Annotated in this window: 19 protein-coding genes; 10 read left to right on the forward strand and 9 right to left on the reverse strand. The window is 70.6% G+C overall.

Going from position 1 to position 25,033, the window contains the following annotated elements:
* Positions 1–216: 216 nt before the first annotated feature.
* Positions 217–1,338, forward strand: a complete 1,122-nt coding sequence (locus tag ACQP12_RS16140; RefSeq protein ID WP_433288848.1) for an effector-associated domain 2-containing protein — start codon at positions 217–219, stop codon at positions 1,336–1,338.
* 547 nt (positions 1,339–1,885) lie between these two features.
* Complete coding sequence (locus ACQP12_RS16145) at positions 1,886–3,562, forward strand: HEXXH motif domain-containing protein (RefSeq protein ID WP_433288851.1); 1,677 nt, start codon at positions 1,886–1,888, stop codon at positions 3,560–3,562.
* Positions 3,563–3,585: 23 nt separating this feature from the next.
* On the opposite strand, the gene fxsT is transcribed toward ACQP12_RS16145, so the two are convergent.
* From fxsT to ACQP12_RS16175, 6 genes are all read right to left on the reverse strand, one after another.
* Positions 3,586–7,476 carry an FxSxx-COOH system tetratricopeptide repeat protein gene (fxsT, locus tag ACQP12_RS16150; protein ID WP_433288853.1) on the reverse strand — a complete coding sequence of 1,297 codons (3,891 nt, stop codon included), beginning with the start codon at positions 7,474–7,476 and terminating at the stop codon, positions 3,586–3,588.
* 91 nt (positions 7,477–7,567) lie between these two features.
* Positions 7,568–9,064, reverse strand: a complete 1,497-nt coding sequence (locus ACQP12_RS16155; protein ID WP_433288855.1) for an effector-associated domain 2-containing protein — start codon at positions 9,062–9,064, stop codon at positions 7,568–7,570.
* 48 nt (positions 9,065–9,112) lie between these two features.
* Positions 9,113–9,547 carry a hypothetical protein gene (locus tag ACQP12_RS16160; RefSeq protein WP_433288857.1) on the reverse strand — a complete coding sequence of 145 codons (435 nt, stop codon included), beginning with the start codon at positions 9,545–9,547 and terminating at the stop codon, positions 9,113–9,115.
* 200 nt (positions 9,548–9,747) lie between these two features.
* Positions 9,748–10,809 (reverse strand): ABC transporter permease, encoded by a 1,062-nt coding sequence (locus ACQP12_RS16165; protein WP_433288859.1) that lies wholly within the window; start codon positions 10,807–10,809, stop codon positions 9,748–9,750.
* The gene (locus ACQP12_RS16170) at positions 10,806–11,726 is read right to left on the reverse strand and encodes an ABC transporter ATP-binding protein (RefSeq protein ID WP_433288861.1); all 921 of its coding nucleotides are present in this window, start codon (positions 11,724–11,726) and stop codon (positions 10,806–10,808) included. Before ACQP12_RS16170 ends, ACQP12_RS16165 begins: the two co-directional genes overlap by 4 nt.
* Complete coding sequence (locus ACQP12_RS16175) at positions 11,723–12,184, reverse strand: GntR family transcriptional regulator (RefSeq protein WP_357949145.1); 462 nt, start codon at positions 12,182–12,184, stop codon at positions 11,723–11,725. The genes ACQP12_RS16170 and ACQP12_RS16175 overlap by 4 nt, the downstream gene beginning before the upstream one ends.
* Before the next feature lie 256 nt (positions 12,185–12,440).
* Here ACQP12_RS16175 and ACQP12_RS16180 point away from each other — a divergent pair, with 256 nt between their 5' ends.
* Together ACQP12_RS16180 and ACQP12_RS16185 are read left to right on the forward strand one after the other, a co-directional pair.
* Positions 12,441–12,818 (forward strand): MmcQ/YjbR family DNA-binding protein, encoded by a 378-nt coding sequence (locus ACQP12_RS16180; protein WP_433288864.1) that lies wholly within the window; start codon positions 12,441–12,443, stop codon positions 12,816–12,818.
* Positions 12,819–12,969: 151 nt separating this feature from the next.
* A complete protein-coding gene (locus ACQP12_RS16185) occupies positions 12,970–13,860 on the forward strand; it encodes a hypothetical protein (protein WP_433288866.1) in 891 nt (296 codons plus the stop codon).
* 185 nt (positions 13,861–14,045) lie between these two features.
* Here the strand turns inward: ACQP12_RS16185 and ACQP12_RS16190 are convergent, their stop codons facing one another.
* On the reverse strand, positions 14,046–14,981 hold the full coding sequence (locus tag ACQP12_RS16190) for an NAD-dependent epimerase/dehydratase family protein (RefSeq protein WP_433288868.1): 936 nt from the start codon (positions 14,979–14,981) through the stop codon (positions 14,046–14,048).
* Between the two features lie 86 nt (positions 14,982–15,067).
* Positions 15,068–16,009: an RNA polymerase sigma factor SigJ gene (sigJ, locus tag ACQP12_RS16195; RefSeq protein ID WP_433289293.1), complete on the reverse strand. Its 942-nt coding sequence runs from the start codon at positions 16,007–16,009 to the stop codon at positions 15,068–15,070.
* A gap of 225 nt (positions 16,010–16,234) precedes the next feature.
* On the opposite strand from sigJ, the gene ACQP12_RS16200 reads away from it, so the two are divergent.
* On the forward strand, positions 16,235–17,173 hold the full coding sequence (locus tag ACQP12_RS16200) for a hypothetical protein (RefSeq protein ID WP_433288870.1): 939 nt from the start codon (positions 16,235–16,237) through the stop codon (positions 17,171–17,173).
* Positions 17,174–17,303: 130 nt separating this feature from the next.
* Here ACQP12_RS16200 and ACQP12_RS16205 read toward each other — a convergent pair whose 3' ends face one another.
* A complete protein-coding gene (locus ACQP12_RS16205; protein ID WP_433288872.1) occupies positions 17,304–18,059 on the reverse strand; it encodes a PIG-L deacetylase family protein in 756 nt (251 codons plus the stop codon).
* Positions 18,060–18,144: 85 nt separating this feature from the next.
* Here ACQP12_RS16205 and ACQP12_RS16210 point away from each other — a divergent pair, with 85 nt between their 5' ends.
* The 5 genes from ACQP12_RS16210 to ACQP12_RS16230 all read left to right on the forward strand — a co-directional run bounded on the left by ACQP12_RS16210 (position 18,145) and on the right by ACQP12_RS16230 (position 24,987).
* Positions 18,145–19,059, forward strand: coding sequence for an alpha/beta hydrolase (locus ACQP12_RS16210; RefSeq protein ID WP_433288874.1), 915 nt, complete (start codon positions 18,145–18,147; stop codon positions 19,057–19,059).
* A gap of 173 nt (positions 19,060–19,232) precedes the next feature.
* Positions 19,233–20,816 (forward strand): malate synthase A, encoded by a 1,584-nt coding sequence (gene aceB, locus ACQP12_RS16215; RefSeq protein ID WP_433288876.1) that lies wholly within the window; start codon positions 19,233–19,235, stop codon positions 20,814–20,816.
* A gap of 30 nt (positions 20,817–20,846) precedes the next feature.
* The gene (locus ACQP12_RS16220; protein ID WP_357949121.1) at positions 20,847–22,319 is read left to right on the forward strand and encodes an FAD-linked oxidase C-terminal domain-containing protein; all 1,473 of its coding nucleotides are present in this window, start codon (positions 20,847–20,849) and stop codon (positions 22,317–22,319) included.
* Positions 22,319–23,566: an FAD-binding oxidoreductase gene (locus tag ACQP12_RS16225; protein ID WP_433288878.1), complete on the forward strand. Its 1,248-nt coding sequence runs from the start codon at positions 22,319–22,321 to the stop codon at positions 23,564–23,566. The genes ACQP12_RS16220 and ACQP12_RS16225 overlap by 1 nt, the downstream gene beginning before the upstream one ends.
* Positions 23,566–24,987 (forward strand): (Fe-S)-binding protein, encoded by a 1,422-nt coding sequence (locus ACQP12_RS16230; protein WP_433288880.1) that lies wholly within the window; start codon positions 23,566–23,568, stop codon positions 24,985–24,987. Before ACQP12_RS16225 ends, ACQP12_RS16230 begins: the two co-directional genes overlap by 1 nt.
* The last annotated feature ends 46 nt before the right edge of the window (positions 24,988–25,033 follow it).

Below are 25,033 nucleotides of genomic sequence, written 5' to 3' on the forward strand. Positions count from 1 at the left end.
CGACAGGCCGCAGCGCCGGACGTACCGGATCCCGCGCCACCGTGGCGCCGACAGTGGACTGTGACTGATGGCGCCAATGGATATGGTCGAGGTCGCCGCCGCAGTCCCCTGGGATGAGGACACGGCCGGTAAGGGGCCGTCACCGGATCCCGGGCACGCCCGGCGGACGGCCCGGTAAGCCGCCCGGCTGTCGCAGCGGTGGATGAGGAGTGAGCCATGGGCCCCGGCCACGATCCGCGCGATGTGCACGTGGTCGCTGTCGGCATCGACCAGTACGCGGCGGGCCGTGACTGGAGCCTGGTCGGGCCGGCCGACGACGCCCTCCGGTTTGCCCGCTGGTTCGTGGCCCGGGATGTGCCGCCCGGGCAGGTGACCGTGCTGTCGTCGCCCGATCCCGGCCCGAACGCCATCCCGCCGGGAGCCGTCCTGCGGCCAGCCGACCGGGCGACCGTACGTGAGGTCCTGTTGCGGGAACTGCCATCGCGACAGGCATCGACCCTCTACGTGATCTGGGGCGGCCACGGCTATGTCGACACCGGCCGTCGCAGGCGGCTCTACTACGCCGACGCCACTGCCACAGATGCCGGTTCCCTCGACCTCGACTCCATGCTTGCCACGTTCGCCTCCGACCTCGTGCCGACTTTTGATCGACAAGTGTGGATCGTCGACGCGTGCCAACTGCACGATCGGCCGCAGGGGGTGTGCGTGACCGGCAGCGAGACCTTCCCCGTCGGAAAGCCGGTCGCCGGTCGGCGGCAGGACGTCCTGTTCGCTGCCGGCCTCGGCCAGGTCGCTGCGAACCTAGGTGTGCGGCGTACCGGACTGTTCAGCCGGGAAGTACTGCGACTGCTCGACGACGGCGAGGCCGGTCGGCTCGCGGATCCGGAGCGCCTCATGGCCGCCCTGCGGGAGCGGTTCGCCGTGCTGCGGGCGAGTGGTCTGACCGCGCAGACCCCGACGTACCTCTGGCACCGCAACGCCCTCGGCGACGAGGGTTTCCTTCTCGACCGATCCGAAGCCGGGAATGTGGCACCCGCGGCGCCAGCGCCTCCCTCCCCGGCCATGCTGGGCCCCATCGTGGACGCGCTGCTTGAGGTGCCGGAGTTCCTGCGACCGAACGACCGTGAGGAAATCCTGTCCCTGCTGCGTGGCCAGGTGTACGCGGCCATCCGGCGCAGCAGCGCGGCGCGACTCGATGCCATCAGTGCCGTGCGAACGTGTCTGCGCTATCCGGGAGCCCTGTCCGAACTCGTCGAGGCGGTTCGCTTCTTCGCCACCGACGACGCTGCGATGAGCCGAGTCGAGGACGCCGCCGCGCGGCTGGCACCGAATTCCTGACAGGACAGTGCCAGTTCCGCCGCGTCCACATCAGAGCGTCACGTCCGGACTCGGCCTGTGGCGCCCGTCGCTCGGCGCTTTCGCTGCCTGCACCGGTAAGTAATAATGGCGTTATCGACTGTCATCACTTGGGGGTTGCCGTACATGGAGGAACGCCTCGCCGGTATCGAGTCTGAGCTGCTTGACTTGTCAGCGGTGACCGTAGCGACTCTGCGATCCGTTGACCTCACCGGCATGACTGCGGCGATCTCGCGAGTGCGAGAAAGAATCGCCGATTCGGGGGGCAGCATCAGCGGCTACAGCGGCTCCTTCCCGAGCCGGATACGGTCCGCCGGACCGGATTCGGAGGAACATGTCGTCTGATTCCCTCCCGTTAGGTCCGACCCACTTCGAACACGCACACTTCCATGCCCTGGCCACCGGGGCCGGAGACGAACCGAGCATCGCAGCGCTCTGGCGGTCCGAGCGCAGCTGGCGGCTGATCGTGCTGCGGGCCCTGCTGGACATCTGCGCCACCCGAGCCGACGCCTCCGGTCCGCTCGCACCCGTGAGCGACGCCTGGGACCTCCTGGTCCAGGCATACGGTGCCGCTCCAGGGATCACCGAGGACATCCTGGCCCGGCCACAGGTCGGCATCTGGGCCGCACACACCCTGCGTCGGCTCCGTAACGGCCCCGACCCGGTGCCGTTGTGGCTGGACGTCGGCTACCTGCACGCACTCGCGGCGGCAAGTGCCGTTCGGGCCGGCCTCACCTTCGAACTGGACATCCCGGCGCGCCACCGCACCGCGGTACTGCCCACCGTGGGCGCGGCGTCGGTCCCGCTGGATGTCGAGGTCGTCCGTGTACGGGCTCGCAAAGGGCACGTCGACATGGAGACCGGCGCCCGGACCGTGCGGTGCCGACCCGGCGACCCTGACTGGCATGAACCCATCGTCATCGAGGTCCGTGCTGACGGCGTCGACCTCCGGGTCGAGCTGCTCGATCGCGACCTGTACCGCGACCTGCGGGGCCCCTCGTCGCCACAACCCCTGTCGGGGCCCGAGATCGCCGGCTGGCGTGCGGATCTCGCCCGCGCCTGGGAACTGCTGGTCCGCGAGCAGCCCAGTCGTGCCCTGACGATCACCGGAATCGTACGGACCCTGGCACCTGTGCCACGCCGCGAGCGTTTCCGTCCGCTGTCGGCGTCCGGCACCGAGGCGTTCGGGGGCATCCTGCTCTCCCAACCGGACGACACGCTGCAGCTGGCGGTGACGCTGGTGCACGAGTCTCAGCATCAGAAGCTTGGTGCCCTGTCCCACCTGCTCACCCTCTGCGAGGCCGACGATCGCCTCCGCTATTACGCCCCCTGGCGGGACGACCCCAGACCGCTCCCCGGCATCCTGCAGGGTGCGTACGCGTTCGCCGGCATCACCCAGTTCTGGCGGGTCCGCCGGCAGCAGGCGCCGCCGGGGGAGCGGGCGGCCGCGGAATTCGAGTTCGCGCTGTGGCGACGGCAGACCCTGGGCGTCCTGCGGGTGCTCGCGACGTCCGGCCGGCTGACCGGGCATGGTCAGCGGTTCGTCGATACCCTTCACGCCGAGCTGAAGGCATGCCAGGAAGACCACGCGCCCCCCGCCGCGCTCGATGCGGCTCACGCCGTCGCACTCGACCACCGCGCGATGTGGCGGGGGCACAACATCTGCCTCGACCCCGCTGACCACGACGCGCTCGCGGCAGCCTGGCAGCACCGTGCCTCGGCGGCGGACGCGGTCTTCGCCGTCGGCGCCGCGAAGGTGCGGGCGGAACCGCCGGTGGGCCTGCTCGACGCTCGGGCCGTCCTGTGCAGATACCTACTGTTCGACCCGGATGCCTTCAACCGACTGCGCGCCACGCCCGACGAGCTGGGGGAGAGGGTTGCCGGCGCCACCGCAGCCGACCTGGCCCTCGTGGCCGGCGATGTCGATCGGGCGCGCGCCGGTTACCTCCGCGAGCTCAGGCAGGACCCACTTAGCGTGCACGGCTGGGTAGGTCTCGGCCTCACCCAGGTCGACCAGCTCGCCGATCCGGCGACGCGGGCCCTGCTGGGCCGCCCGGAACTCGTCCTGGCCGTGGTCCAGGGGCTGCGGTCGCGCGGGTCCGCCGCGGATGCCCTGGATCCGCTGGAGTTGGCCGGCTGGGTTGGTGAGGGGCTGCGTGATCGGCAGCTCGACACCGTCGACCCGGCGGGTTGGCTGGCCGTCTGACCCGCCGGATCGAACGCCTGCCGCTACAGCGGGAGTGGGTCGATGTCGCAGTTCGCCCGTACGCCGGCGCCGACCGCCGCGACCGCCGGGTGTCGGAGGCCGAGGGTCTGGCGGAGTTGCTCGAGGCTCGTGTCGAACAGCATGCTTGCCTCCGCATCGCGCCGGAGGTCGCGTAGATCCATGGCGAGGTTCAGCGCGCACACGAGCGTGGTGGGATGAGCGCCGCCGAGCACCTGACGACACTGTTCGAGGGTGTCCGCGTCGAGGGCGCGGGCCTCGGCGAGGTCGCCGAGCTCGTAATGGTCGCTCCCCAGGTTGATCTGGGCGGCCAGCACCAGGGCATGGGAATCGCCGAGCCGGCTGGTCAGCTGCTCCAACGCCGCCTGGTCGAGCTCCCGGGCCTGTTCGCACTCGCCCAGCAACCGAAGCGTCACCGCCAGGTCGACCTGCGCGCCCGCCGTGTGCGGGTGGTCCTCGCCGTACAGCCGGCGCAGCCCTTCCACCGCCACCTCCGCCGCCTCTCTGGCGGCGCGGAGGTCGCCGCTCAGCCGCTGGTCGATGGAGAACGTCAGCATGGCGAGCACCGTGTCCGGATGGTCGTCGCCGTAGCGGGTGCGGAAGCGGCGTAGCACATCGGTGGACAGGTCCAGGGCGTCGTGGTGGTGACCGGCCTTGCGCCGGAAACTCGCCAGCATGTGGCTCTGCCGCAGGAGTTCCGGGTGGTCGTCGTACCTCAGCATCCGGCGGGCCGTGGCGACGACGGTCTCCTGGTTTGCGTGCGCCGCCACGTAGTCGCCCAGTTCTCGACGGTCGAGGTTGATGCCGCCGAAGGTGCTCAGACTGTCCAGGTGGTCGGTGCCGTAGATCTGCACCCGGCGCTGGTAGGACTGCTCGTCAAGCTGGAGAGCCCGACCGAACAGACCGGACAGCCGCATGCTGACGGCGAGATTGTGCGCGGCACGCAGGGTGAACGGCTCCTCCTCACCGAAATTCCGCTTCGCCTGTTCGTAGACGACGAGCGAGCGGTCCAGCGCACCGGCGAAGTCACCGGCGACCCGGTGGTCGGCGGCCACCGCGCCCAGGGCGTTCAGGGTCTCCTCCTGGTCGTCGCCGAGGGTCTGCCGGTAGAGATCGAGCGTCTGGGCGTTCAGGGTCGCTGCGGCGGCGTAATCACCGACGACGAAATGCATGAAGCCGAGCCAGCTCGCCATGCGGAGACTGTCCGGGGCGGCCTCGTCGCCGTCGGCTCTCCAGGCTGTCCACGCTCGCTGTGACAGCTCTCGTGCGCCGAGATGGTCGCCCCAACGCCAGAGGTATTTCGCCTCGTTCAGCACCATGTCCCGCACGAGTTCGTTCGAGCACCGTTCGGCTCCGGAGGCGACGATGTGCGGGTACAGCTGGGCGTACCGCGGCCAGTGGTCAGCGTCGTCGGGCTGGTCGGGGTCGTTGCCGGCCAGCAGCATGTGGGCGCCGTGACGCAGGGCGTCGCGGTCCTGCGGATCCATCTGGTTGATCAGTACGCGTTGGACGAGGCGGTGCATCTGGAAGGAGTTCGTCCGGTGGTCGATGCGCGCAAGCGAAAGGCGGCCGAGCGTGCGGATCGCCCGGTTGAGGCGGATCGGGTTGCGAACGAGGGGATCGAGATCGGGATGGATGCGTAGCGCGCGCGGCTTCGACAGGAGTACCTTGCCGATCGGCTCGGGCGCGAAGAACGAGCACACCTGCAGCAGCCGTAGCGCCGGCAGGTCCTGGTCGCGAAGCCAGTTGAGCGACACGCTCCACGCCGCGGCGACGAGCTCCGGGTAGTCCTGCTGCGTGGTCTCGTCATCGAGGACCGGCCGGCTGGCGTCGAGGAGTTCCAGGTATTCGTCGGCCGGCATTCGCGTCTCGGCGCGCCAGGCTGCGGCCTGCTCGATGGCCAGAGGAAGGTCGCCCAGGGCAGCGGCGAGCCGGTCGGCGTCGTCGACGGCCAGGTCCGGCCCGCGACGGCGGAGCAGATCGATGCTCTCCTGCCGTTCGAACACGTCGACCGGGAGACTGTTCGCGACCTCTCGCCACGCACCGTTGCGCGAGGTGACGACTATGCTGCCTGGACCGCCCTTGGGAAAGAACTGCTCGACGTTGTCGGGGTCCTCGGCATTGTCGAAGACGAGCAACCAGTTGGAGTACGGGCGGCCGATCCGCAGTGCCTCCAGCGCCGCCGGCACAGCCGTGTTGGCGGTAGACGGGACCGGCAGCTCCAGGCGCGCAGCCAGCTCTACCAGCGCGGACTGGATCTGGGCCGGTCGTTCAGCCGGGATCCACCAGATGAGGTCGAAGTCCTGCTGGTGGAGGTAGACGTACTCGATGGCGAGCTGGGACTTGCCCACCCCGCCGGCGCCGTGCAGCGCCTCCGGTAGCACGGCGGTGGTGCCGGCGCTCAGGCGCTGGTGCAGGGAGTCGAGCAGTTCACGCCGGCCGGTGAAGTTCGTGTTTCTCAGCGGCAGGTTGCCGACGATGGCCGGTAACTGCCCGTCGAGCCGTTGTACGGGCTGCAGGTCGTTGGTCGGTCGCCTGCTCGGGAAGTTGTCCCGCTCGGCGTCCAGCGTGATGTGGGTTGCGGTGCCGAACGAGCCCCCCAGGTCCGGCGAGTTCACTCTGTCAGACATTCCGGACTCCATGGTCCTGTGAGCGATAACGGAAGGTGGCTGCAGTACTCGACGTACCTGCCGTGGGACGGGAGAGCCGAGCGCCTGACCCAGCCGCGCGGCTGCGACGAGGTTCGGCCCGCCCAGTGAGAGGTGGACAGCCAATTCGACCCGCAGGTACGGCTCGGCGGCTGGCGTGACGCGCTCGTACGATGCGTTCCGCGGATCCTTGACGCGAAGGGTCAGGTTGCGCACCGCCTCCACGTCGTGCGCGAGTTCGTACTCCACAAGGTGCTGGACCTCGACGGTGCGGTCGCGGTACCCGAGCGTGAGGAGCCGCTCTCGTACGCCGTGCACGAATTCGTACCTGATGCTGGTGTCGCCGCTCGCCGCCGCCGCGCGCGGGACCGGCCGCACCAGTTCGCTCGTCAGCACCTCGGTCAACTGCTCCGGTCCCGAGCGGACCATGGTCCTCGCCACGGCGCGCACCACGCGGACGTTGAGCGGGGCGGCCGCCAGGCGTGTCGCCAGTGTGAACGCCGCCGGCGACACGGTGGCCCGGAATCGGGCGACGAGATCGTGAGCAGTGAGCGACCTGCCCGGTCGGCGGGTGGGCAGCCCGTCGGGCGGCAGGAGCAGCGCATGCATCCGCAGCTCGCCCGTCGTCGGCTCAGTCAGCAGACGGCTCCATCGCTGCAACCAGTCCATGCCTCGTTCGATGACCGGCACCGCCGTCAGCCGGGCGTCGTCACGCTGGTCGGTGGGGCGAAGGTCCAGGCCGCTCACCCGCCACGACGACCGGGAGGTCGCCGATCCCGCGCCTTCCAGGCTCCACGCCACCTCGGTCGTTTCCATTCCCCGCTCGCGCCAACGCTGCTGCGGTAGAAGATTGACCACGGCAACGGCCACGTTGGCCGCCCACGAGACGAGCACGGGGTAAACGAGCCCGGCCCGCCAGGCGTCGGACCCGCCGTGACTCACGAGGAAAATGACCCGCTGTCCGGCGGGATCGACCAGACTCGCGGGCGGGGCGTTAACAGTGTCGGGCTCGCCGGTCACCCACACCGCGCCGTCTTCGACGGTCAGGCGCTTCACCTCGACCGAGGCGAAGGCGCGTTGGGCCCGCAGTACCGCGACGAACGTCGAAATTTCGTCCGCCCAGAACTCCATGACCGTGTCGTCGTCGACGACCACGATGAGATCCCGGCCGTGGCGCGCCGGCTCGAGCCCGAGTCCCTCGGCGTGTCGGCTCGCAGGGTTGGCGGTCGTCGAGGTCGGCCGGCTCATCGTGGAACCGCCGATGTGGACGCAGGCCACGGTGGTCGCATGCGGCGGCGAAACCCGCCGGCGGCAAACCACGTCCCGTGGCCGATGCGGCTCATGCGAGAACCTTCCGCCTGTCGCCGTCGGCGGAGGCCGCTCCTCCTGGCTGCCGATCCGGATCGTCGAACAAAATCACAAAGCCGTGTCCCATGTGCTGGCCGAGCCCTTTGGGGTCCTCACTCCACGCCAGCTGCCGAAGGTGCGCGGCATGGTGCGGCAGCTCGACCACCCCTCGACCGGACGTCTGATCACCGATCATCGACGCGACAGTCTCGCACAGGTCCATCATGGATGGTGCATTGCGGTGCCAGACGATTGCCGGAACTCCCGACCGCAGCCCGACGAGCAATTGGCGCTCACCGTCGCTGTTCGCGGTCGGGGATTCGCTGAGCACCAGCACCGCGGCGCCGCTCTTGCGTTTGAGAGTCGCCTCGAGTTGGACGTCGACATGGTGCCGCGACGCGCAGTGGATCAGCTGCCGGTCGCTGTCGCTACTGGCGAGGCCCTGCCAACGGCTGCGCCAGACCCGGTGCCACTGACTGGCGCGGATGCGCTCCAGGCTCCTGATCACCAGTGGGTACTCCGTCGTCAGGGGACTCGGCAGCAGCGATTGGAGCTCCTTGCGCCAGGTGTCGACCGGTTCATTGATCAGCTGCCAGGGCAGGACGAACTCGATGGTCACCGCGCCGACCTGATCCGCCCAACGGCGTTCGGTCTCGTTGATGACCTGGTCGACGGCCGCCTCGAGTTCCCCGTACGAGACGTGCCGGTCCTCGCCGCGAATCGGCTGCCACACCGGGGACGCCCACTGGTACCAGTGCGACATGATGTAGGTGTCGTCGTCACCGCCGTACTTCTCGAACTGGATGACCAGGTAGGCGGTGCCGATGGGCGCCGGAGGATCCGGTTGGGACTCCTCGACCTGATCGGTGATTCCCCAGTCCTGCGACAGCTGCGCGACAAATTCGCGCATTCGGTCCCGGGACACCTCGGGAACGGCCGTCGCCAACCTGTCCAGCAGCGGCAGCCACGGCGGCACCGAATCATGCGAGTTCGCCGACGCGAGGTGAGTGAAGAGATCCCAGGCGGTCCTGCACCAGGGTGGGGCCGGGGCCGCACGGGTCTCGGCGACGAATCGCCGCAGATCCGCAGTCACGTCTACCGTGGACAGTAGACCCCGCAACCAGGGAATGTCGTAGTCGGTGAACAACTCGATCGCGTGCCACTCGTCGGCCAGTCTCAGGAGCGCGACGGTATGCTCGGTGCCCGGTTCGAGCAGCTCCATGCATTCGACGAGGCAGCGCAGCCCGCCCGGGCGATCAACGCAGACCGTCACCAGCTCGACGATCTGGGGTCGTAGCAGGCTCAGCTCTCGGTAGCCCAGGGCGCCGGCCAATGCGTGGCTCAGTTCTTGAAGCAGCAACTGCCGGCTGCTCGGGTCGCGGATGACCGACGACGCCTCCATGACGGTCGCGATCTGCCCGACGAGTCGGCGGCGTTCCTCCGCGACAGCTGGCGAGTAACGCCGCGAGGCCTCACGTACGGGCCTCATGTCATCGCTCGCAGGCGGGGCCTCGGCGGGACGCCGTGGCCGGCGCCATCAGGAGGGCTCCGACCTGAACGGGTCGAGCGTCTCCAGCGCCTCGACGACGTCAGCGGCCTCTCCGGTCACCTCCACGCGCCGCCGCTGGACACCGTCGTCGACGACTGCGCGCACGGTGACCTGCCCGGTGCGCCGGCGCAACATCGACTGCAAGGCATACCATCCGGCGGAGGAGCCGATTCCGACGCCGATCTGGAGCAGAGTGTCGGTCACCAGGCCGCGCGATGAAACGAAATCGCATTCCGCAGCGGGATGCCAGGCGTCCACCACCAAGCCCGCGGCTACCAGTTCCTGCATCAGCGCCGGGGTCGATTCGGGGTAGACCGAGGTACCTTCGTACTCGGCGAGCGGCAGAAAGGTCACATCGGTGCCGTCTCTCGGGCCCGGATCACGGTGGCGGTCCGTGGCGACAATCGAGACCTTTGGTGACATGGGCCTATGGTATTAGTCGAGGCCGCGACCGTGGCATCGGCGAAGTGTCGCCAACTTGACAGATTTCAATGCCGCTCAACCTTGACCTGGCCGCCTGCCATGCCGGTTACGCCCGATACCGCGGCGGTCCCACCACCGATACGGGTCGGGCAACGTGGCCTTCATTTCGGCGCCCGGTGCGAGATTGTCAGGCGTCGGGGTCAGCCCGCGCTGAGGTTGGTGCGGCGGACGATCCACCAGGCGGCGGCGAGCGCCACCGCGGTCAGGCTCAGGTAGCCGGTCGCGACGATCAGATGGAACTCGGGGATTCGGCTGCCGGGCTGGTACTGCAGGTGCTGCTGAATCTGGTTGGTGTACTCGCAGGCGAGTATCTTGCCGCCATCGTTGTCGGGCGGGCACAGGGTCTGCAGTTCGACGCCGCTGAGTTGGCGGCCGGCGGCGTCGAACGCGCCGGACGGCCCTTCCGCACCGTAGTCGATCATGCCGCCCTTGACGACCAGGGCGTTGTCCCGCAACAGACCGCCGTCCGGTCCGCCCACCCGTAGGTGCGCGGACAACGGCCTCATGAGGGTGGGGTACCGCCACTGGACGAGGTAGGTCAGGCCGATGAACCCCGCAAGCACGCCGAACACGGCGGGGAGCGTGCGTTTGAGCGCGGCGCCGAGTGCGACGCCGACCGCGAACCAGCAGATGCTGATCGCGACCGGCAGCATCCCGGTGTTCAGGAACGGCACATAGTCGAACAGGGTTCCCGGAGCGACCAGAGTCCTCATTCGCTCCAGGTGGTCGCTGACCCCGGCGACGGCCGCGGTCACCGCCGCCACGTACAGGCCGAGCATGCCCAGCTTGGTCCACAGCCAGCGTCCCGGGGAGACGTCCTGGCTCCAGGCCAGCAGCAGGGTCCGCTGCTCGTGCTCCCTGGTCAGCACCGGGATGCCGATGAACACGCCGATCAGCAGCGGCATGTACTGCACCAGCCGGGACAGGGCACCCAGGGTCAGGACCAGGCGCGAGGAACCGGCGAGCCGCTCGCCTTGTGGGGAGTTCTCCGGGCAGTACGCGTTGCCGCACTGGTGCCACAGGTCCGTCAGTTCCACGGACAGGTAGGTCATCCAGCCCACCAGGACCGCGGCCAGGACGAGCATGCCGATCAGGGCCCAGCGGTGCTGCCGCCAGGTCAGCCACAGCAGACCGCGGATGTCCCCGGCGTACCCGAGATCGTCCTGGCGCATCGTGGGGGCCGCTCGGGTGACCGGGCTCATGCCGCTGTCTCCAAACCATGCTGTGCCCTGGACGATGCCTTGAGGTAGGTCAGGATCAGCTCGTCCAGGCTGATGGGCTGCGCGGTCCAGCCGGGGGCGACGACGGCGTGCGCCGTCGGTGACGCCGGCTGCCGGAGGACGAACGTGGACTGACGGTCGGTGTGCTGCGCCTGGACGATCGCGCCCGGGCCAGGCGGCTGCTCCGCGCGGGGCCCGGTCAGCCGCACGTGGCTGTCGAGCAACTCCTCGACGTCGCCGGTGAGCACCGGCCGGCCCGCATCGAGCAGCAACAGATGGTCTCCGACGCCACTGAGCTCGGCGATGATGTGGGTCGACAGCACCACGGTCATGTCGCTGTCGGCGGCCTCCGCCATGAGTTCGCCGGTCACCTCGGTGCGGGCCACCGGGTCCAGGTTCGCGAGGGGCTCGTCCAACAGCAGCACCGCCGGGCGGGAGCCCAGGGCGACCGCCAGCGCGACCTGCGCCCGCTGGCCGCCGGACAGCTTGCCGCAGCGGCGGTCCAGGGGGATGTCGAAGCGCTGAAGCCACGACAGCGCCCGCCGCTGGTCCCACACGCGGTTCATCGACCTTCCGAAGCGGAGCATGTCCGACACGCTGAAGTCCCGGTACAACGGCTTGTCCTGGGCCAGGATCGCGACCCGGCTCCCGGCAGAACCACCCCCGTCGGTGGACCTGCCCTTCACCACCGGTCGGCCGTGGACCAGCAGTGAGCCGGAGGTGGCCGCCAACGTACCGGCGACAATGCTCATCAACGTCGACTTGCCCGCGCCGTTCGCGCCGACCAGCGCGATGATGCGGCTGGCGGGGAGTTGGAAGCTGCACTCACGCAGCGCCCAGACGCTGCCGTAGCGCCTGCCCACGTCGCGGGCTTCCACGGCGATGGACTGCTCGCTCATGCGGCGCCCTCCCGCCTCTGGAACCCGGCGCCCGGTGCCGGCTCTGCCTGCGGCCGGTCGCCGCCGGCCTGGGCCCTGCGCGTCGAGTTCTCCACGATCACCGAGGCGAGCAGCGCCTGGACGTCCTCGTCCTCCAGACCGGCCTCGCGGGCCTGGCCGAGCCACCGGGCCAGGCTGCCGCGTAAGCGGGCCATGACATGGGGATCCGCGTGGCCGAGCGTTCCGCTGACGAAGGTGCCCGCCCCCTGCCGTGCCTCCACCAAGCCGGACAGCTCCAGTTCCCGGTAGGCCTTGAGCACCGTGGTCGGGTTGACCGTGCAGGAGGTCACCACGCTGCGCACGGTGGGGAGTTGGTCCCCGGGCTTCAGCGTCCCGATCCGTAGGCCTTCACGCACCTGCCGCACCAGTTGGGCATAGGCGGGGACGCTGCTGGACCGGTCGACATGAAAGTTGATCACCTGGTGGTCCTCCCGATCCGCAACGGGCGTGGGTAATTGTTCTGGTGAAGTAGAACACCAGTTAACCAACAGGGCAAGGACGTGCCGGCCGGCTGGCCGCATCGAACGGGGTCGCAACATCGCCTCGGGCGCCCGACCACGGTGGAGTCGATCGCCGCGCCCGTGGTGAGTAGGTACCCGATCACCCAGGGCGGCCGGCGGCAGCGCGGCGGATAGGCTTTGCGGATGCAGGAAGCGGTGTCCTGGAGCGACCTCGATGGCTGACGCGGACGATGTCCGTCACCTGGCGCTGGCGCTGCCGCACGTGGTCGAGATCGACAGTGCCGGCTTCGACTTCCGGGTCGCCGGCAAAGGGTTCGTCTGGTCCTACCCCGAGCGCAGGCCAGGTGCGCCGCGCCGGATCCGGACCGACATCGCGGTGCTGTACGTGGGCGACGAAGCGGAGAAGCAGGCGTTACTCCTCGGCGAGCCCGCGGTCTTCTTCACCACGCCCGCGTATGACGGGTTGCCCCTGGTCATGGTGCGGTTGACGCAGGTGAGTGTTGATCGGTTGAAGGAACTCGTCACCGACGCGTGGCGCATGCGGGCCCCAGACGCGCTCGTCGGTGACGTCGATCAGGCATCGACTCCGTGACCCAGGTCTGAGCAGGGCCCACTAGCAGGTCGAGATAGCGCTGCCCTCAGTCCACACCCTCAGGCGGGAGGCGTCGCAGCGGAGAACATAGACAGGTCTACATTAAGCGATACCCTGCTCCCGCCTTACCCCTAGGAGGAGAGACACCGAAGTGAAGAAACTATCGAGCCTCGCGTCCGTGCTCGCACTGTCAATGGGAATCGCTGTTGCGCCGGCAGCGTCCGCCTACGCTGCTACAGACAGGAGCGGGGCGGAACGGCTGAACATCCCGAACAGCAGTGCGTGCAAGGCGGGTCGCACCGTCATGCAAGGCATGGTGGCGGGGCCGGGCGGCCAGCTTTACATCGTCTTCACAAAGGCGGCCGGCGCAGAGCCCGTCCTGTCCAGGTGGTTACGCGACGGCTCAACCTGGGACGGCGCCAGCTGGGTCTGCGCCGGGGCGCCAACATCCATGCCCACACTCGGCCATGGCAATGACCTCGCCTACAACCCGAACTATCTGGGCCAGGGCCCGGCCCTGATTGCCACCCAAGGGAGCCAGTCGGCGTTTCTCAGCGATGAGGTGACAGTCGTGCGCCTGAACGCCGACGGATCTTTTGGCGCCACCGGGGAAGTGCGTCTACCGATCGGCAACATCAGCGGCCTCTGCTACAGCGCGACGGCCGCCGGCGGAGCCGGCAAATATGCTGCCCGACGACTGGGTAGCCTGTGGACCCATCCCGGCGCCGGTGCGCTGACGAGTGGATGGACGCTGGCGAAGAGCAACCTGACGAGTCACGATAATCGTTCCGACCAAGGCATTGACTGCTCTGAGAACTACATCTGGAACACCAAGTCAATCAACACTTCAACGCCCGCCACCGGGTGGAACTGGGTGTACCAGTACAACTGGTCTGGAGGCGATGTGGAGAGCGACATCGGCATTCCGGGGAACAACTTGACCGACGAGATCGAAGACGTCACCCACGTGGGGAGCGAATTCTTCGTCGGCATCAACCGAAACGACGGGCTGGCCGACTCCTTGAACGTGTTCATCGAATAAACTCCGTCACCCGGTTCGGCGGCAAACTGCTGAGGCCGCCCGAGGTCGGCACCGGGTCCAAGAGCTTGTCGCGGGTGTACGAGCGCTCCCGGTCGAAGGGCAGCCATCCGTGCGGATGGTTGCCCTTCGACAGGCGTTCGGCTCCGCTGACACCGGCTGAGGCCGCAAGAACGACGCTCAGCAAGTCACGGCACGACCTGGAAGCCGTGGCGCCAGGTGGGGTGTGTCGGGTGCCAGCCCAGGTCGCGCTTGGCCTTGGCGTTGGATGCGCCGCGCAGCTCGGTCATGAGCACGACGCCGGCCTGTCCGGCGGCCAGCCGTCCGATGAACCGCGGTACCCGCATCGGCTTCTTGGCGCCCAGCATCGCTGCCAGTTCCGGAAGCCATTCGGCGACCGGTGCGGGGTCGTCATCGACGATGTTGTAGATGCCGCGGCCGCCGTTCTCCACCGCGGCGACCGTGGCCTCGGCGGCGTCGGCGATGTGGACGAACGACCACACCGCGCCGCCGTCGCCGACGACCGGGAACTTGCGTTTGCGGATCATCTCCACCTGCTCGGAGCCTGGCGCCATGGAGGTGCCGGGTCCGTAGAAGGCGCCGTAGCGCAGCACGATCCCTTCGGTCCAGGCGGCGCCCAGCACTGCCTTCTCCAAGTGCTCGATCGCGGCGATCATCGGGGCCATCTGGCCGACCGGTGCGCGATCCAGGGGATCTTGTTCGTTCTTGACCGGCCCGCCGGTCCGCGTGTAGGTGAACGCGCCGTTGCTCTGGGCGACGAAGCGTCGTACTCCCGTGGCGCGTGCGGCCGACAGGAGGTTGTCGGTGCCCTCGATCCGCAGCCGGTTGGTGGCGGCGAAGCTGCGGTCGAAGTGGCGGGTATCAATGTCGCCGATGGCGGTCAGCTGGTGGACGATCACCTCCGGGGCCGCCTGGCGTACCGCCGCCTCCACCTGGGCGCGATCCAGCGCATCGGCGACGACCGGCACCGCGCCCAGCTGTGCCGCCCTGGACTTGTTGGCTTCGCTGCGGATCATGGCGAACACCTCGTGTCCGGCATCGACCAGGCGCGGCACCAGTTCCTTGCCCATCGCTCCGGTCGCTCCTGCCACCAGCACCCTCATCGTCGGCTCCCTTACTGTCCGGTCCGGATTTGTCACTTGAACCGGATGGCCCGCCGATTCCTGACAGGAGCCACGGGTGATGCGGGTCACATCATGAGCAAGGGCTCTCCATGGTGGGCCGCCGCCCATTGCTGGGTCGCGCGTTCGAGCTTGTCGGGGTTTGCCTGCGTACGGCAGGCGGTGATGCCCTCGGCGGTGACCTCCAGGCACATGACGGCGACGACCCGGCCTTCCACGACGACCACAACGGCGGGTTCGCCATTGGCGGTCCAGGCGTAGATCTCGGGCGAGCCGCCGACGATGGCGCGCTTGGCCTCGGCGGGCCTGAACAGGCCCCAAACGAACTTCGCGACCGCGACGGCTCCCTCGAACGCCTTGGTGCGTGCCGGAACCTTCCCTCCGCCGTCGCCGATGGAGATGGCGTCCTTGGTGAGCAGGCGTACGAGCTCATCGGTCCGGCCACTGGTGGCGGCAGCGAGGAACTCCTCGACGATCCGCCGGGCGGCGGCCTGGTCGATCTCGCTGCGGGCTCTGCCGTACGCGACATGCTTCTTGGCGCGGTGGAAGATCTGCTGGCTGGCGACCTCGGTGATGTCGAGGATCTCAGCGATCTCCCGGTGCGGGTAGTCGAAGGCCTCCCGCAGCACGTACACGGCCCGCTCGTTGGGGGACAGGCGCTCCATGAGCGTGAGCACCGCGTACGACACCGATTCGCGCTGCACGGCGGTGTCGGCCGGGCCGAGCATCGGATCCCCCGCGAGCAGCGGCTCGGGCAGCCACCGACCCACGTAGGTCTCGCGGCGGGCCCGCGCGGAGGTGAGCTGGTTGAGGCACAGGTTGGTGAGTACCTTCGTCAGCCAGGCCTCGGGGACCTCGACGCGATCGACGTCGGCGGCCTGCCAGCGCAAGAACGTCTCCTGCACGACGTCCTCCGCCTCGTCCGCGGAGCCGAGCAGACGATAGGCGATGGCCTCCAGACGGGGCCTCGACAGCTCGAACCGGTCGACGTCATCCACCGTCAGAGGCATGACCTGATCATATTTCCCGCAATGCCCCAGCTGACCGCGGCCCCACTCGCGGATCGAGGCCATCCGGACACCGAACACGCCCGACAGATTGTCCGGATCGGCGGGGCGCACGGGGGGCCCGCTCGTGGTCGAACGTATGGTGACCGGTCACAGCTTCGGCTCGATCCCGTCCTCGGGCCAATCGGCGCCCTCGGCGGCCGGCCGCCTGCTCCTATGCTCTCCGGCGTGCCGCTCCTCAAGATCTCCTCACTTCTCGGGCTGCCGAGCTACGACCTCGTCGACCACTACCCCGATCTCGCGCCGCTGCGGCGCGCCCTGCACGCCGAGGACTGGCCGGCCGTCGTCGCCTTCTTCGACCAACTGCCCGAGCACGACGACCCGACAGTCGCCACCGCGATGGTCGCCGAGACCAAGGGCGTGGAGACGTTCCTGCGGACGGCAGGAGGCGGACCGGCCGAGTCGACCCTGGCCGGTACGTTGCTCGGCGCCCGGTTGGTGTGGATGGCGTGGGAGGCCCGAGGGGCGGCGCGCGCCACGTACACCAGCAACCGCCAGTTCGCGTCCTTCCACGAGATCCTCCGTGAGGCCGAGCGGGTGCTCGGCGACGTGACCGCGGAGGAGCCGGGCAACATCGCCGCGTGGACGGCGCGGCTGCGTACCGCCCGGGGCCTCCAGTTGGGGCAGGCGGAGGCGAACCGGCGGTACGAGCGCGCCGCGAAGGCACGGTCGGATCCGTTCTACGCCCAGCTGACCCACGTCCAGCAGCTGTGCCCGAAGTGGGGCGGTTCGCTGGACACGTTGCTCAGCTTCGCGCGGCGCTGTGCCGAGACGTCGCCGCCCGGATCGCTCAACGCGGCGGCCGTGGCCGACGCGCACCTGGAATTCGCGTACGAGTCGGGCATCGCCCACCTGCGTTCGCCGGCTGTCCTCGACGAGATCCGGGACGCCGTGGCCAGGTCGGTCGGGCACCCGGACTACCGGCCCGTGCACGGGTGGGTCCAGGCCGAGTGCAGCTTCTCGTACGTCCTCTGGCTTGCTGGTGACCTGTCCGGCGCCGCCGCCCGGATGGCGGCGCTCGGCAACCGAATCACCATCTACCCCTTCGGCAGCCCCCGGGAACTCAGGACCGTCCGGCGGAAGCTTCGTGGGGCCGGCGCGCGGTGATCCGGCGTGAGGCGATCGGCGTCGGCTCGGAAAGGCCGGCACCATGCGCCACCCCGGCGGTGGTCATCGGCGCGCCGCCGGACTGGCTACCGTCCGCACGCCACGCCCCGCGGAGAGGGTTCAGGCAGGCTCAGAGCCAGGGTGGTGGGCCCTCGAAGGCGAGGGTGTGAACGTCGAACAGGACCGCCGCCTCCACGCCCAGCGCCGGCCCGCCCTGACGCGCCGCCCAGGTCAGGAACGGCCCGGGTTCCGGTCCGGCCAGACCCAGGCCCTGGGTGTATTCCGCGTGCGCGGCCAGCGAGGCGATGCCGCGCCGCAACGGTTCACCGGTGACGTCCACGCCGTGTGTAGGGCGCTCGGCGCCGCCGAAGCAGACGTAGCGCACACCACCCCAGGGCGGCAGCCCCTCGTCCACCAGTTCCGGGAAGATCCACCGGTTGCCCGCGTCGCGGGCGGCGTCCAGCGTCGCCAGTCCCACTGCCCGGTGGTCGGCCTGGTTGGTCATACCGCCCACCATGCGGACGGTGAACGCGCCCGAGACGATCACCTCGGGCCGGTGGCGGCGGATCGCCCGCACGATGTCGCGGCGCAGGTCCGGACCGTACTCGACGACGCCGTCGCGGTGGTCGAGGAACTCCACGACGTCCACCCCGACCTCCCGGGCCCCGGCGCGCTCCTCCTCCTCGCGCAACGGCGCGGCCTGGTCCGGGTGCATCGCGTCGATCCCCGCCTCGCCCCGGGTGGCCAGCAGGTAGGTGACCTGCTTGCCCTGAGCGGTCCAGCGGGCGATCGCCGAGGCCGCACCGTACTCGATGTCGTCGGGGTGTGCGGCCACCGCGAGACAGCGGTCCCAGTCCTCCGGCAGCGCCGGCAGAAGCTCGTCCACGGTCCCGACCGTAGCGGTCTCTTCGCCCGTCCGGCACCGCCGTGTCGGCAACACTGCCATCCGCCGGGCCGGCGATACTGACCGGGTGGATCCCAGCCGGCTCCACCCGCAGGCGCGGGCGGCGATGCTAGTCCAGCAGCGTGTCCCGCTCACCCGGGCCAACCTGCCGGCGGCACGGCTCAGCATGCTCCAGGCGACTCCCGCCGAGGTGGGCAGCGGACCGGCGATCCGGTCCGTGATGACCGTCGACGCCGGCGGCGTGCCCGCCCGCCTCTACCGCGACGGAGCTGACGACGCGCTGCCGGTGGTCCTCTACGCGCACGGCGGAGGCTGGGTGATGGGCAGCGTGGACACCCACGACGGGCTGTGCCGGCACCTGGCGGCCGCGTCCGGCTGGGCCGTGCTCTCCGTGGACTACCGGCTCGCGCCCGAGCATCCGTACCCGGCCCCGCTGGACGACATGGTGCGCGCGCTCACCTGGCTGCGCGGGCCGGAGGCGCCTCGGCACGGCCTCGACCCGGCCCGGATCGCGGTGGCCGGTGACTCCTCGGGAGGGCACCTGGCGGCGGTGACCGCCCGGCGTGCCCGGGACGCCGGGACCCGGCTTGCGGGACAGCTCCTCGTCTGCCCGGTCATCGACCCCGCTGCCGACTACCCGGCCTTGGACGAGTACGGGCTGGACCGGGAGGAGATGCGGTTCTTCTGGGACGCGTTCGCCCCACCCGGCGTGGACCGCACGCAACCGGATCTGGACCCCCTGCGGGCCGACCTCACCGGCCTGCCGCCCGCCGTGGTCATCACCGCCGAACTCGACCTCTTGTCCGCCGAGGGGGAGCGGTACGCCGCCGGGCTGCTGGCGGCGGGCGTTCCCGTCACCGCGGCCCGTTACCAGGGGCTCATCCACAACTTCCCGCGGAAGCTGGCCCTGTTCGACGCCGCCCATGTCGCCCTGGCCCAGATGGCCGCTGCGCTGCACCGCTGGTCGGAGGAGGAACCCTGAGCACCAGCCCGATCCGACCGTTCGCCGTTCGTCAGGCACCGCTCGCCGCAGTGGACCGACCGTTCCCGGCCACTGTGCCGCCGCTCAACTCGCGGCCATGACCAGCGAGAACTACAGTCGGCGGGAGCACCACCGGATAGATCGCGACACATATCACGGTGAGGAGCGAGTCGATGGCCAACCCTGCCGGCATCGAGGTCACCGGGCCGATGCACCCCCGGTACGACGAGATCCTCACCCCCGAGGCGTTGAGCTTCCTCGCCGACCTGCACCGCGCCTTCGACGCCCGCCGCCGCGAACTGCTCGACCGGCGCAAGCGGCGCGAGGCCGAGCTCGCCGCGGGCGCGCCGTTCGACTTCCTCCCCGAGACCCGGGAGATCCGCGAGTCCGACTGGCGGGTCGCCGACCCCGCGCCGGGCCTGGTCGACCGCCGGGTGGAGATCACCGGCCCGACGGACGCCAAGATGACCATCAACGCGCTCAACTCCGGGGCGAAGGTGTGGCTGGCCGACCACGAGGACGCCAACACCCCGCTCTGGGAGAACGTCATCGCCGGCCAGCTCAACCTGCGCGACGCGATCGACCGCAAGCTCGACTTCACCTCGCCGGACGGCAAGCAGTACGCCCTGCACGACGGTGAGCTGGCCACCATCCTGGTCCGGCCGCGCGGCTGGCACCTCACCGAGAAGCACATCCTGGTCGACGGCGAGCGCACCTCCGGCAGCCTGGTCGACTTCGGCCTCTACTTCTTCCACTGCGCCCGCCGGCAGCTCGACCACGGCGCCGGACCCTACTTCTACCTGCCCAAGATGGAGAGCCACCTCGAGGCGCGACTGTGGAACGACGTCTTCCTGCTCGCGCAGGAGCGCCTCGGCATCCCGCGCGGCACCATCCGGGCCACCGTGCTCATCGAGACGTTCCCGGCCGCGTTCGAGATGGACGAGATTCTCTACGAGTTGCGCGAGCACTCCGCCGGGCTGAACGCCGGCCGGTGGGACTACATGTTCAGCGTGATCAAGAAGTTCCGCACCCGGGGCGCCGACTTCCTGCTGCCCGACCGGAACTCGGTGACCATGACCGTGCCGTTCATGCGCGCGTACACCGAACTGCTGGTGCGGACCTGCCACCGGCGGGGGGCGCACGCCATCGGCGGGATGGCCGCGTTCATCCCCAGCCGCCGGGACCCGCAGGTCAACGAGACGGCGTTGGCGAAGGTCCGGGACGACAAGACGCGGGAGGCGGGCGACGGGTTCGACGGCTCCTGGGTCGCCCACCCCGACCTGGTGCCGATCTGCCGGGAGGTCTTCGACCAGGTCCTCGGTGACCGGCCGAACCAGCTCGACCGCACCCGCGACGAGGTCCGGGTGACCGCCGCCGAGCTGCTCGACGTCCGGTCGACCCCGGGCCGGCGCACCGAGGGCGGGCTGCGTAACGCGGTCAGCGTCGGCGTGCAGTACCTGGCCACCTGGCTGCGCGGCTCCGGCGCGGTGGCCATCTACAACCTCATGGAGGACGCGGCCACCGCGGAGATCTCCCGCAGCCAGGTGTGGCAGTGGCTGCACAACGACGTCACCCTCGACGACACCGGTGAGCGGGTCACCCGGGAGCTGGTCGAACGGATCGCCGACGAGGAGATCGCGACACTGCCCGGTGCTCCCGGTGACTACGCCGACGCCCGGGCGCTGTTCATGGAGGTCGCCGTCGCCGACGAGTTCGCCGACTTCCTGACCGTGCCCGCGTACGAACGGATGCCCTGACCGACGACCGACGCGACGGTGGAGGTGGCGATGAGCAGGACCCCGACGGACCTCGACGCTCTCGCCGCCGCCCTGCGGGCCGCCATCGGCGCCGACCGGGTGATCAGCGACCGGCAGGAGCTGCGCACCTACGAGTGCGACGGGCTGGCCCAGTACAAGGTGATCCCCGCGCTGGTGGCGCTCCCGGCGGACGCGGAACAGTGCGCCGCCGTCGTGCGGGCCTGCGTCGCCGCGGGTACGCCGTTCGTGGCCCGCGGCTCCGGCACCGGGCTCTCCGGCGGCGCCCTGCCCCGCGCCGACGGTGTCCTCGTGGTCACCTCGCAGATGCGCGACATCCTGGAGATCGCGCCGGACGACGAGCGGGCGGTGGTCCAGCCCGGCGTGATCAACCTGGCGGTCACCCGGGCCGCCACCCCGTACGGCTACTACTACGCGCCGGACCCGTCCAGCCAGCAGATCTGCTCCATTGGCGGGAACGTGGCGGAGAACTCGGGCGGCGCACACTGCCTGAAGTACGGCTTCACCACCAACCACGTCCTCGGCGTCGAGCTGGTCACCCCGGACGGCGACCGGGTACGCCTCGGCGGCCGCGCCCCCGACGCCCCCGGCTACGACCTGCTCGGCGCGTTCGTCGGCTCCGAGGGCACCCTCGGCATCGCCACCGAGGTGACCGTCCGGCTGACCCGGCTGCCCGAGTCGGTACGCACCCTGCTCGCCGCGTTCTCCACGACCGACCAGGCCGGTGCGGCGACCTCGGCGATCATCGCGGCCGGGGTGGTGCCGGCGGCGGTGGAGATGATGGACGCCCTGGCCATCGAGGCGGCCGAGGCGGCGGTGCACTGTGGCTACCCGCCCGGCGCCGGAGCGGTGCTGATCGTCGAGCTGGACGGGCCGGAACCGGAGGTCGCCGCCCAGTTCGCGCGGGTGGAGAGCCTGTGCCGGGAGAACCGGGCGTTCGAGATCCGCATCGCCGCCGACGACGCCGAGCGGGCGCTGTTCTGGAAGGGACGCAAGTCCGCGTTCGCCGCCGTGGGGCGGATCAGCCCGGACTACATCGTCCAGGACGGGGTGATTCCGCGGACCGCCCTGCCGGAGGTGCTGCGCCGCATCGGCGAGCTCTCCGCCGAGCGCGGCATCCGGGTGGCGAACGTCTTCCACGCCGGCGACGGCAACCTGCACCCGCTGGTCCTCTTCGACGCCGCCGTCGACGGCGAGACCGTCCGCGCCGAGGAGGTCTCCGGCGCGATCCTCGACCTCTGCATCACCCACGGTGGCTCGATCACCGGGGAGCACGGCGTGGGCATGGACAAGGCGAAGTACATGCCCCGCATGTTCACCGACGACGACCTGGACACGATGCAGCTGCTGCGCTGCGCGTTCGACCCGGACGGGCTGGCCAACCCCGGCAAGGTCTTCCCGACGCCCCGCCTCTGCGGCGAGGTGCCGGGTCGACACAAGGGGGTCCACCCGGCGCAGGAGGCCGGACTGGCGGAGGTGTTCTGATGCCCGCCGACCGGACCCTCGACCAGCTCCGCGCCGCCGCCGAGGCCGTCCGCGCCGCCGGTGAGCACGACACCGTCGCCGGGGTGCCGGCCCGCTACGTCGCCGCCCCCCGGGACACCGGCCAGGCCGCCGCCCTGCTGCGCGCGGCGGCCGCGCTCGACCTGGCCGTCACGTTCCGCGGCGGCGGCACCAAGCAGGACTGGGGGAGTCCACCCCGTCGACTCGACCTGATCCTCGACACCACCGCCCTGACCGGGGTGGTCGAGCACGCCGCCGGCGACCTGATCACCGTGGTCCGCGCCGGCACCCGCCTCGACGAGCTGCCGGCCACCCTGGCCGGCGCCGGGCAGCAGCTCGCCCTCGACGCACCGCTGCCCGGCGGCACCGTCGGCGGCGCCGTCGCCACCAACACCAGCGGCCCGCGCCGGATGCTCTACGGAACGGTCCGCGACCTGCTCATCGGGGTCACCCTGGTGCGCGCGGACGGGGTGGTGGCGCACGCCGGCGGCAAGGTGGTCAAGAACGTCGCCGGCTACGACCTGGGCAAGCTGGTCACCGGCGCGTACGGGACGCTGGGGCTGATCACGGAGTGCGCGTTCCGGCTGCACCCGCTGCCCGCCACCGTCGCATACGTCTCCCGCGCAGTGGACGACGTGGCCGAGGCCGGCCGCCTGGCCGCCACGGTACGGGCGGCCCAGCTCGTACCCACCGCGCTGGAGGTGGACGCGCCGGCCGGCGGGCGAGCGACCGTCACCGTGCTGCTGGAGGGCACCCCGGCCGGGGTGACCGCCCGGGCCGCCGCGGCCCGCCGGCTGCTCGGCGCCGACGCCACCGACGCCGACCGGCCGCCCGAAGGCTGGGCACGCCGTCCGTGGCGGGACGGGGACGTCGGCCTCAAGCTGACCGCCGCGCTCTCCGGCGTACCCCGGCTGCTGGCCGATGCCCGCGCGGCGGCCGACCGGCACAATCTGCCGCTGGCGCTGCGTGGTTCGGCCGGCGTCGGTGTCCTCTACGCCGGCCTGCCCGGCGCATCCGACCCGGAGCGGGTCGCCGGCCTGGTGGACGCGCTCCGCGCCACGACCGCCGCCGCCGGCGGGCACACGGTGGTGCTCACCGCGCCCGCGGCCGTGCGGGACCGGGTCGACCTGTGGGGACCGGTCCACGGCCTGGAGCTGATGCGCCGGGTCAAGCAGCGCTTCGATCCGGACGCCCGGCTGGCGCCCGGCCGATTCGTGGGAGGGATCTGATGAGCATCCCCCAGCAGCCCGGCCCGACCCCGGTCACCTCACCCGGCGGGAGCCAGCCGGCCAGCGGTCCCCGCGACGTGCTCGGCGCGGCCGCCCAGCCGCCCGGCGTCGGCGCCTTCGACGAGCACCACCCGCCGCCCGCCGAGCTGATCGGCGACTGCGTGCACTGCGGCTTCTGCCTGCCAACCTGCCCTACCTACGTGCTCTGGGGCGAGGAGATGGACTCGCCACGCGGGCGGATCTACCTGATGAAGCAGGGGTTGGAGGGCGAACCGCTCACCGACTCCATGGTCACCCACTTCGACCGCTGCCTCGGCTGCATGTCCTGCGTCACCGCCTGCCCCTCCGGCGTCCAGTACGACCGGCTCATCGGGGCCACCCGCCAGCAGGTCGAACGCCGGCACCGCCGCGGCCCCCGGGACCGGGCGCTGCGGGCGGCGATCTTCGCGCTCTTCCCGTACCGGAGGCGGCTGCGGCTGCTGCGCGGGCCACTGCGGGCCTATCAGGCCACCGGCCTGCCCCGGCTGGTCCGCCGCAGCGGGCTGCTGCGCCGGCTGGCACCCACCCTCGCGGCGGTGGAGTCCCTCGCACCCCGGCTGGGCCGGGCCGCCCGCCCGCCGCAGCGGGTCGCCGCCGTCGGCACCCGGCGGGCCGTCGTCGGCATGCTCACCGGCTGCGTGCAGGGCGCCTTCTTCCCCGAGGTGAACGCCGCCACCGCCCGGGTGCTCGCCGCCGAGGGCTGCGAGGTGGTGATCCTGCCCGACCGGCAGGGCTGCTGCGGGGCGCTGAGCGCGCACAACGGACGGGAGGAGGAGGCGCGCCGCTTCGCCCGCCGGATGGTGGACACGTTCGCCGCCGCCGGAATCGACTATTTCGTGGTCAACGCCGCCGGCTGCGGCTCCACCCTCAAGGAGTACGGCCACCTGCTGCGCGACGACCCCCGCTACGCGACACTCGCCGCCGACTTCGCCGGCAAGGTCCGCGACCTCTCCGAGGTACTGGTCGAGCTCGGCCAGGTCGCCACCCGGCACCCGCTGCCGGTGACGGTCGCCTACCACGACGCCTGCCACCTGGCCCACGCCCAGGGCGTCCGCGCGCAGCCCCGCCAGCTGCTGCGCGACATCCCCGGCCTGGAACTGCGGGAGATCGCCGATCCGGAGATCTGCTGCGGCTCGGCGGGCATCTGGAACATCCTCCAACCCGGGCCGGCCGCCGAACTCGGCGACCGCAAGGCCCGCACCGTACTGGCCACCGGGGCGCGGCTGCTCGTCACCGCCAACCCCGGCTGCCTGATGCAGGTCGCCGCCTCGGTGACCCGCGCCGGCGGCGACATCGCGCTGGCACACACCGCCCAGGTCCTCGACGCCTCGATCCGCGGACGAGGGGTCGAGGAGTTGCTGCACCAGCGAACCCCGTCCTGACGGCGGGATCCACCGTCACCGCTGACCCCCGTCCCCCCAAGCGTCG

This window comes from Micromonospora sp. CA-244673 (assembly GCF_050948395.1).
Classification (GTDB): domain Bacteria; phylum Actinomycetota; class Actinomycetes; order Mycobacteriales; family Micromonosporaceae; genus Micromonospora.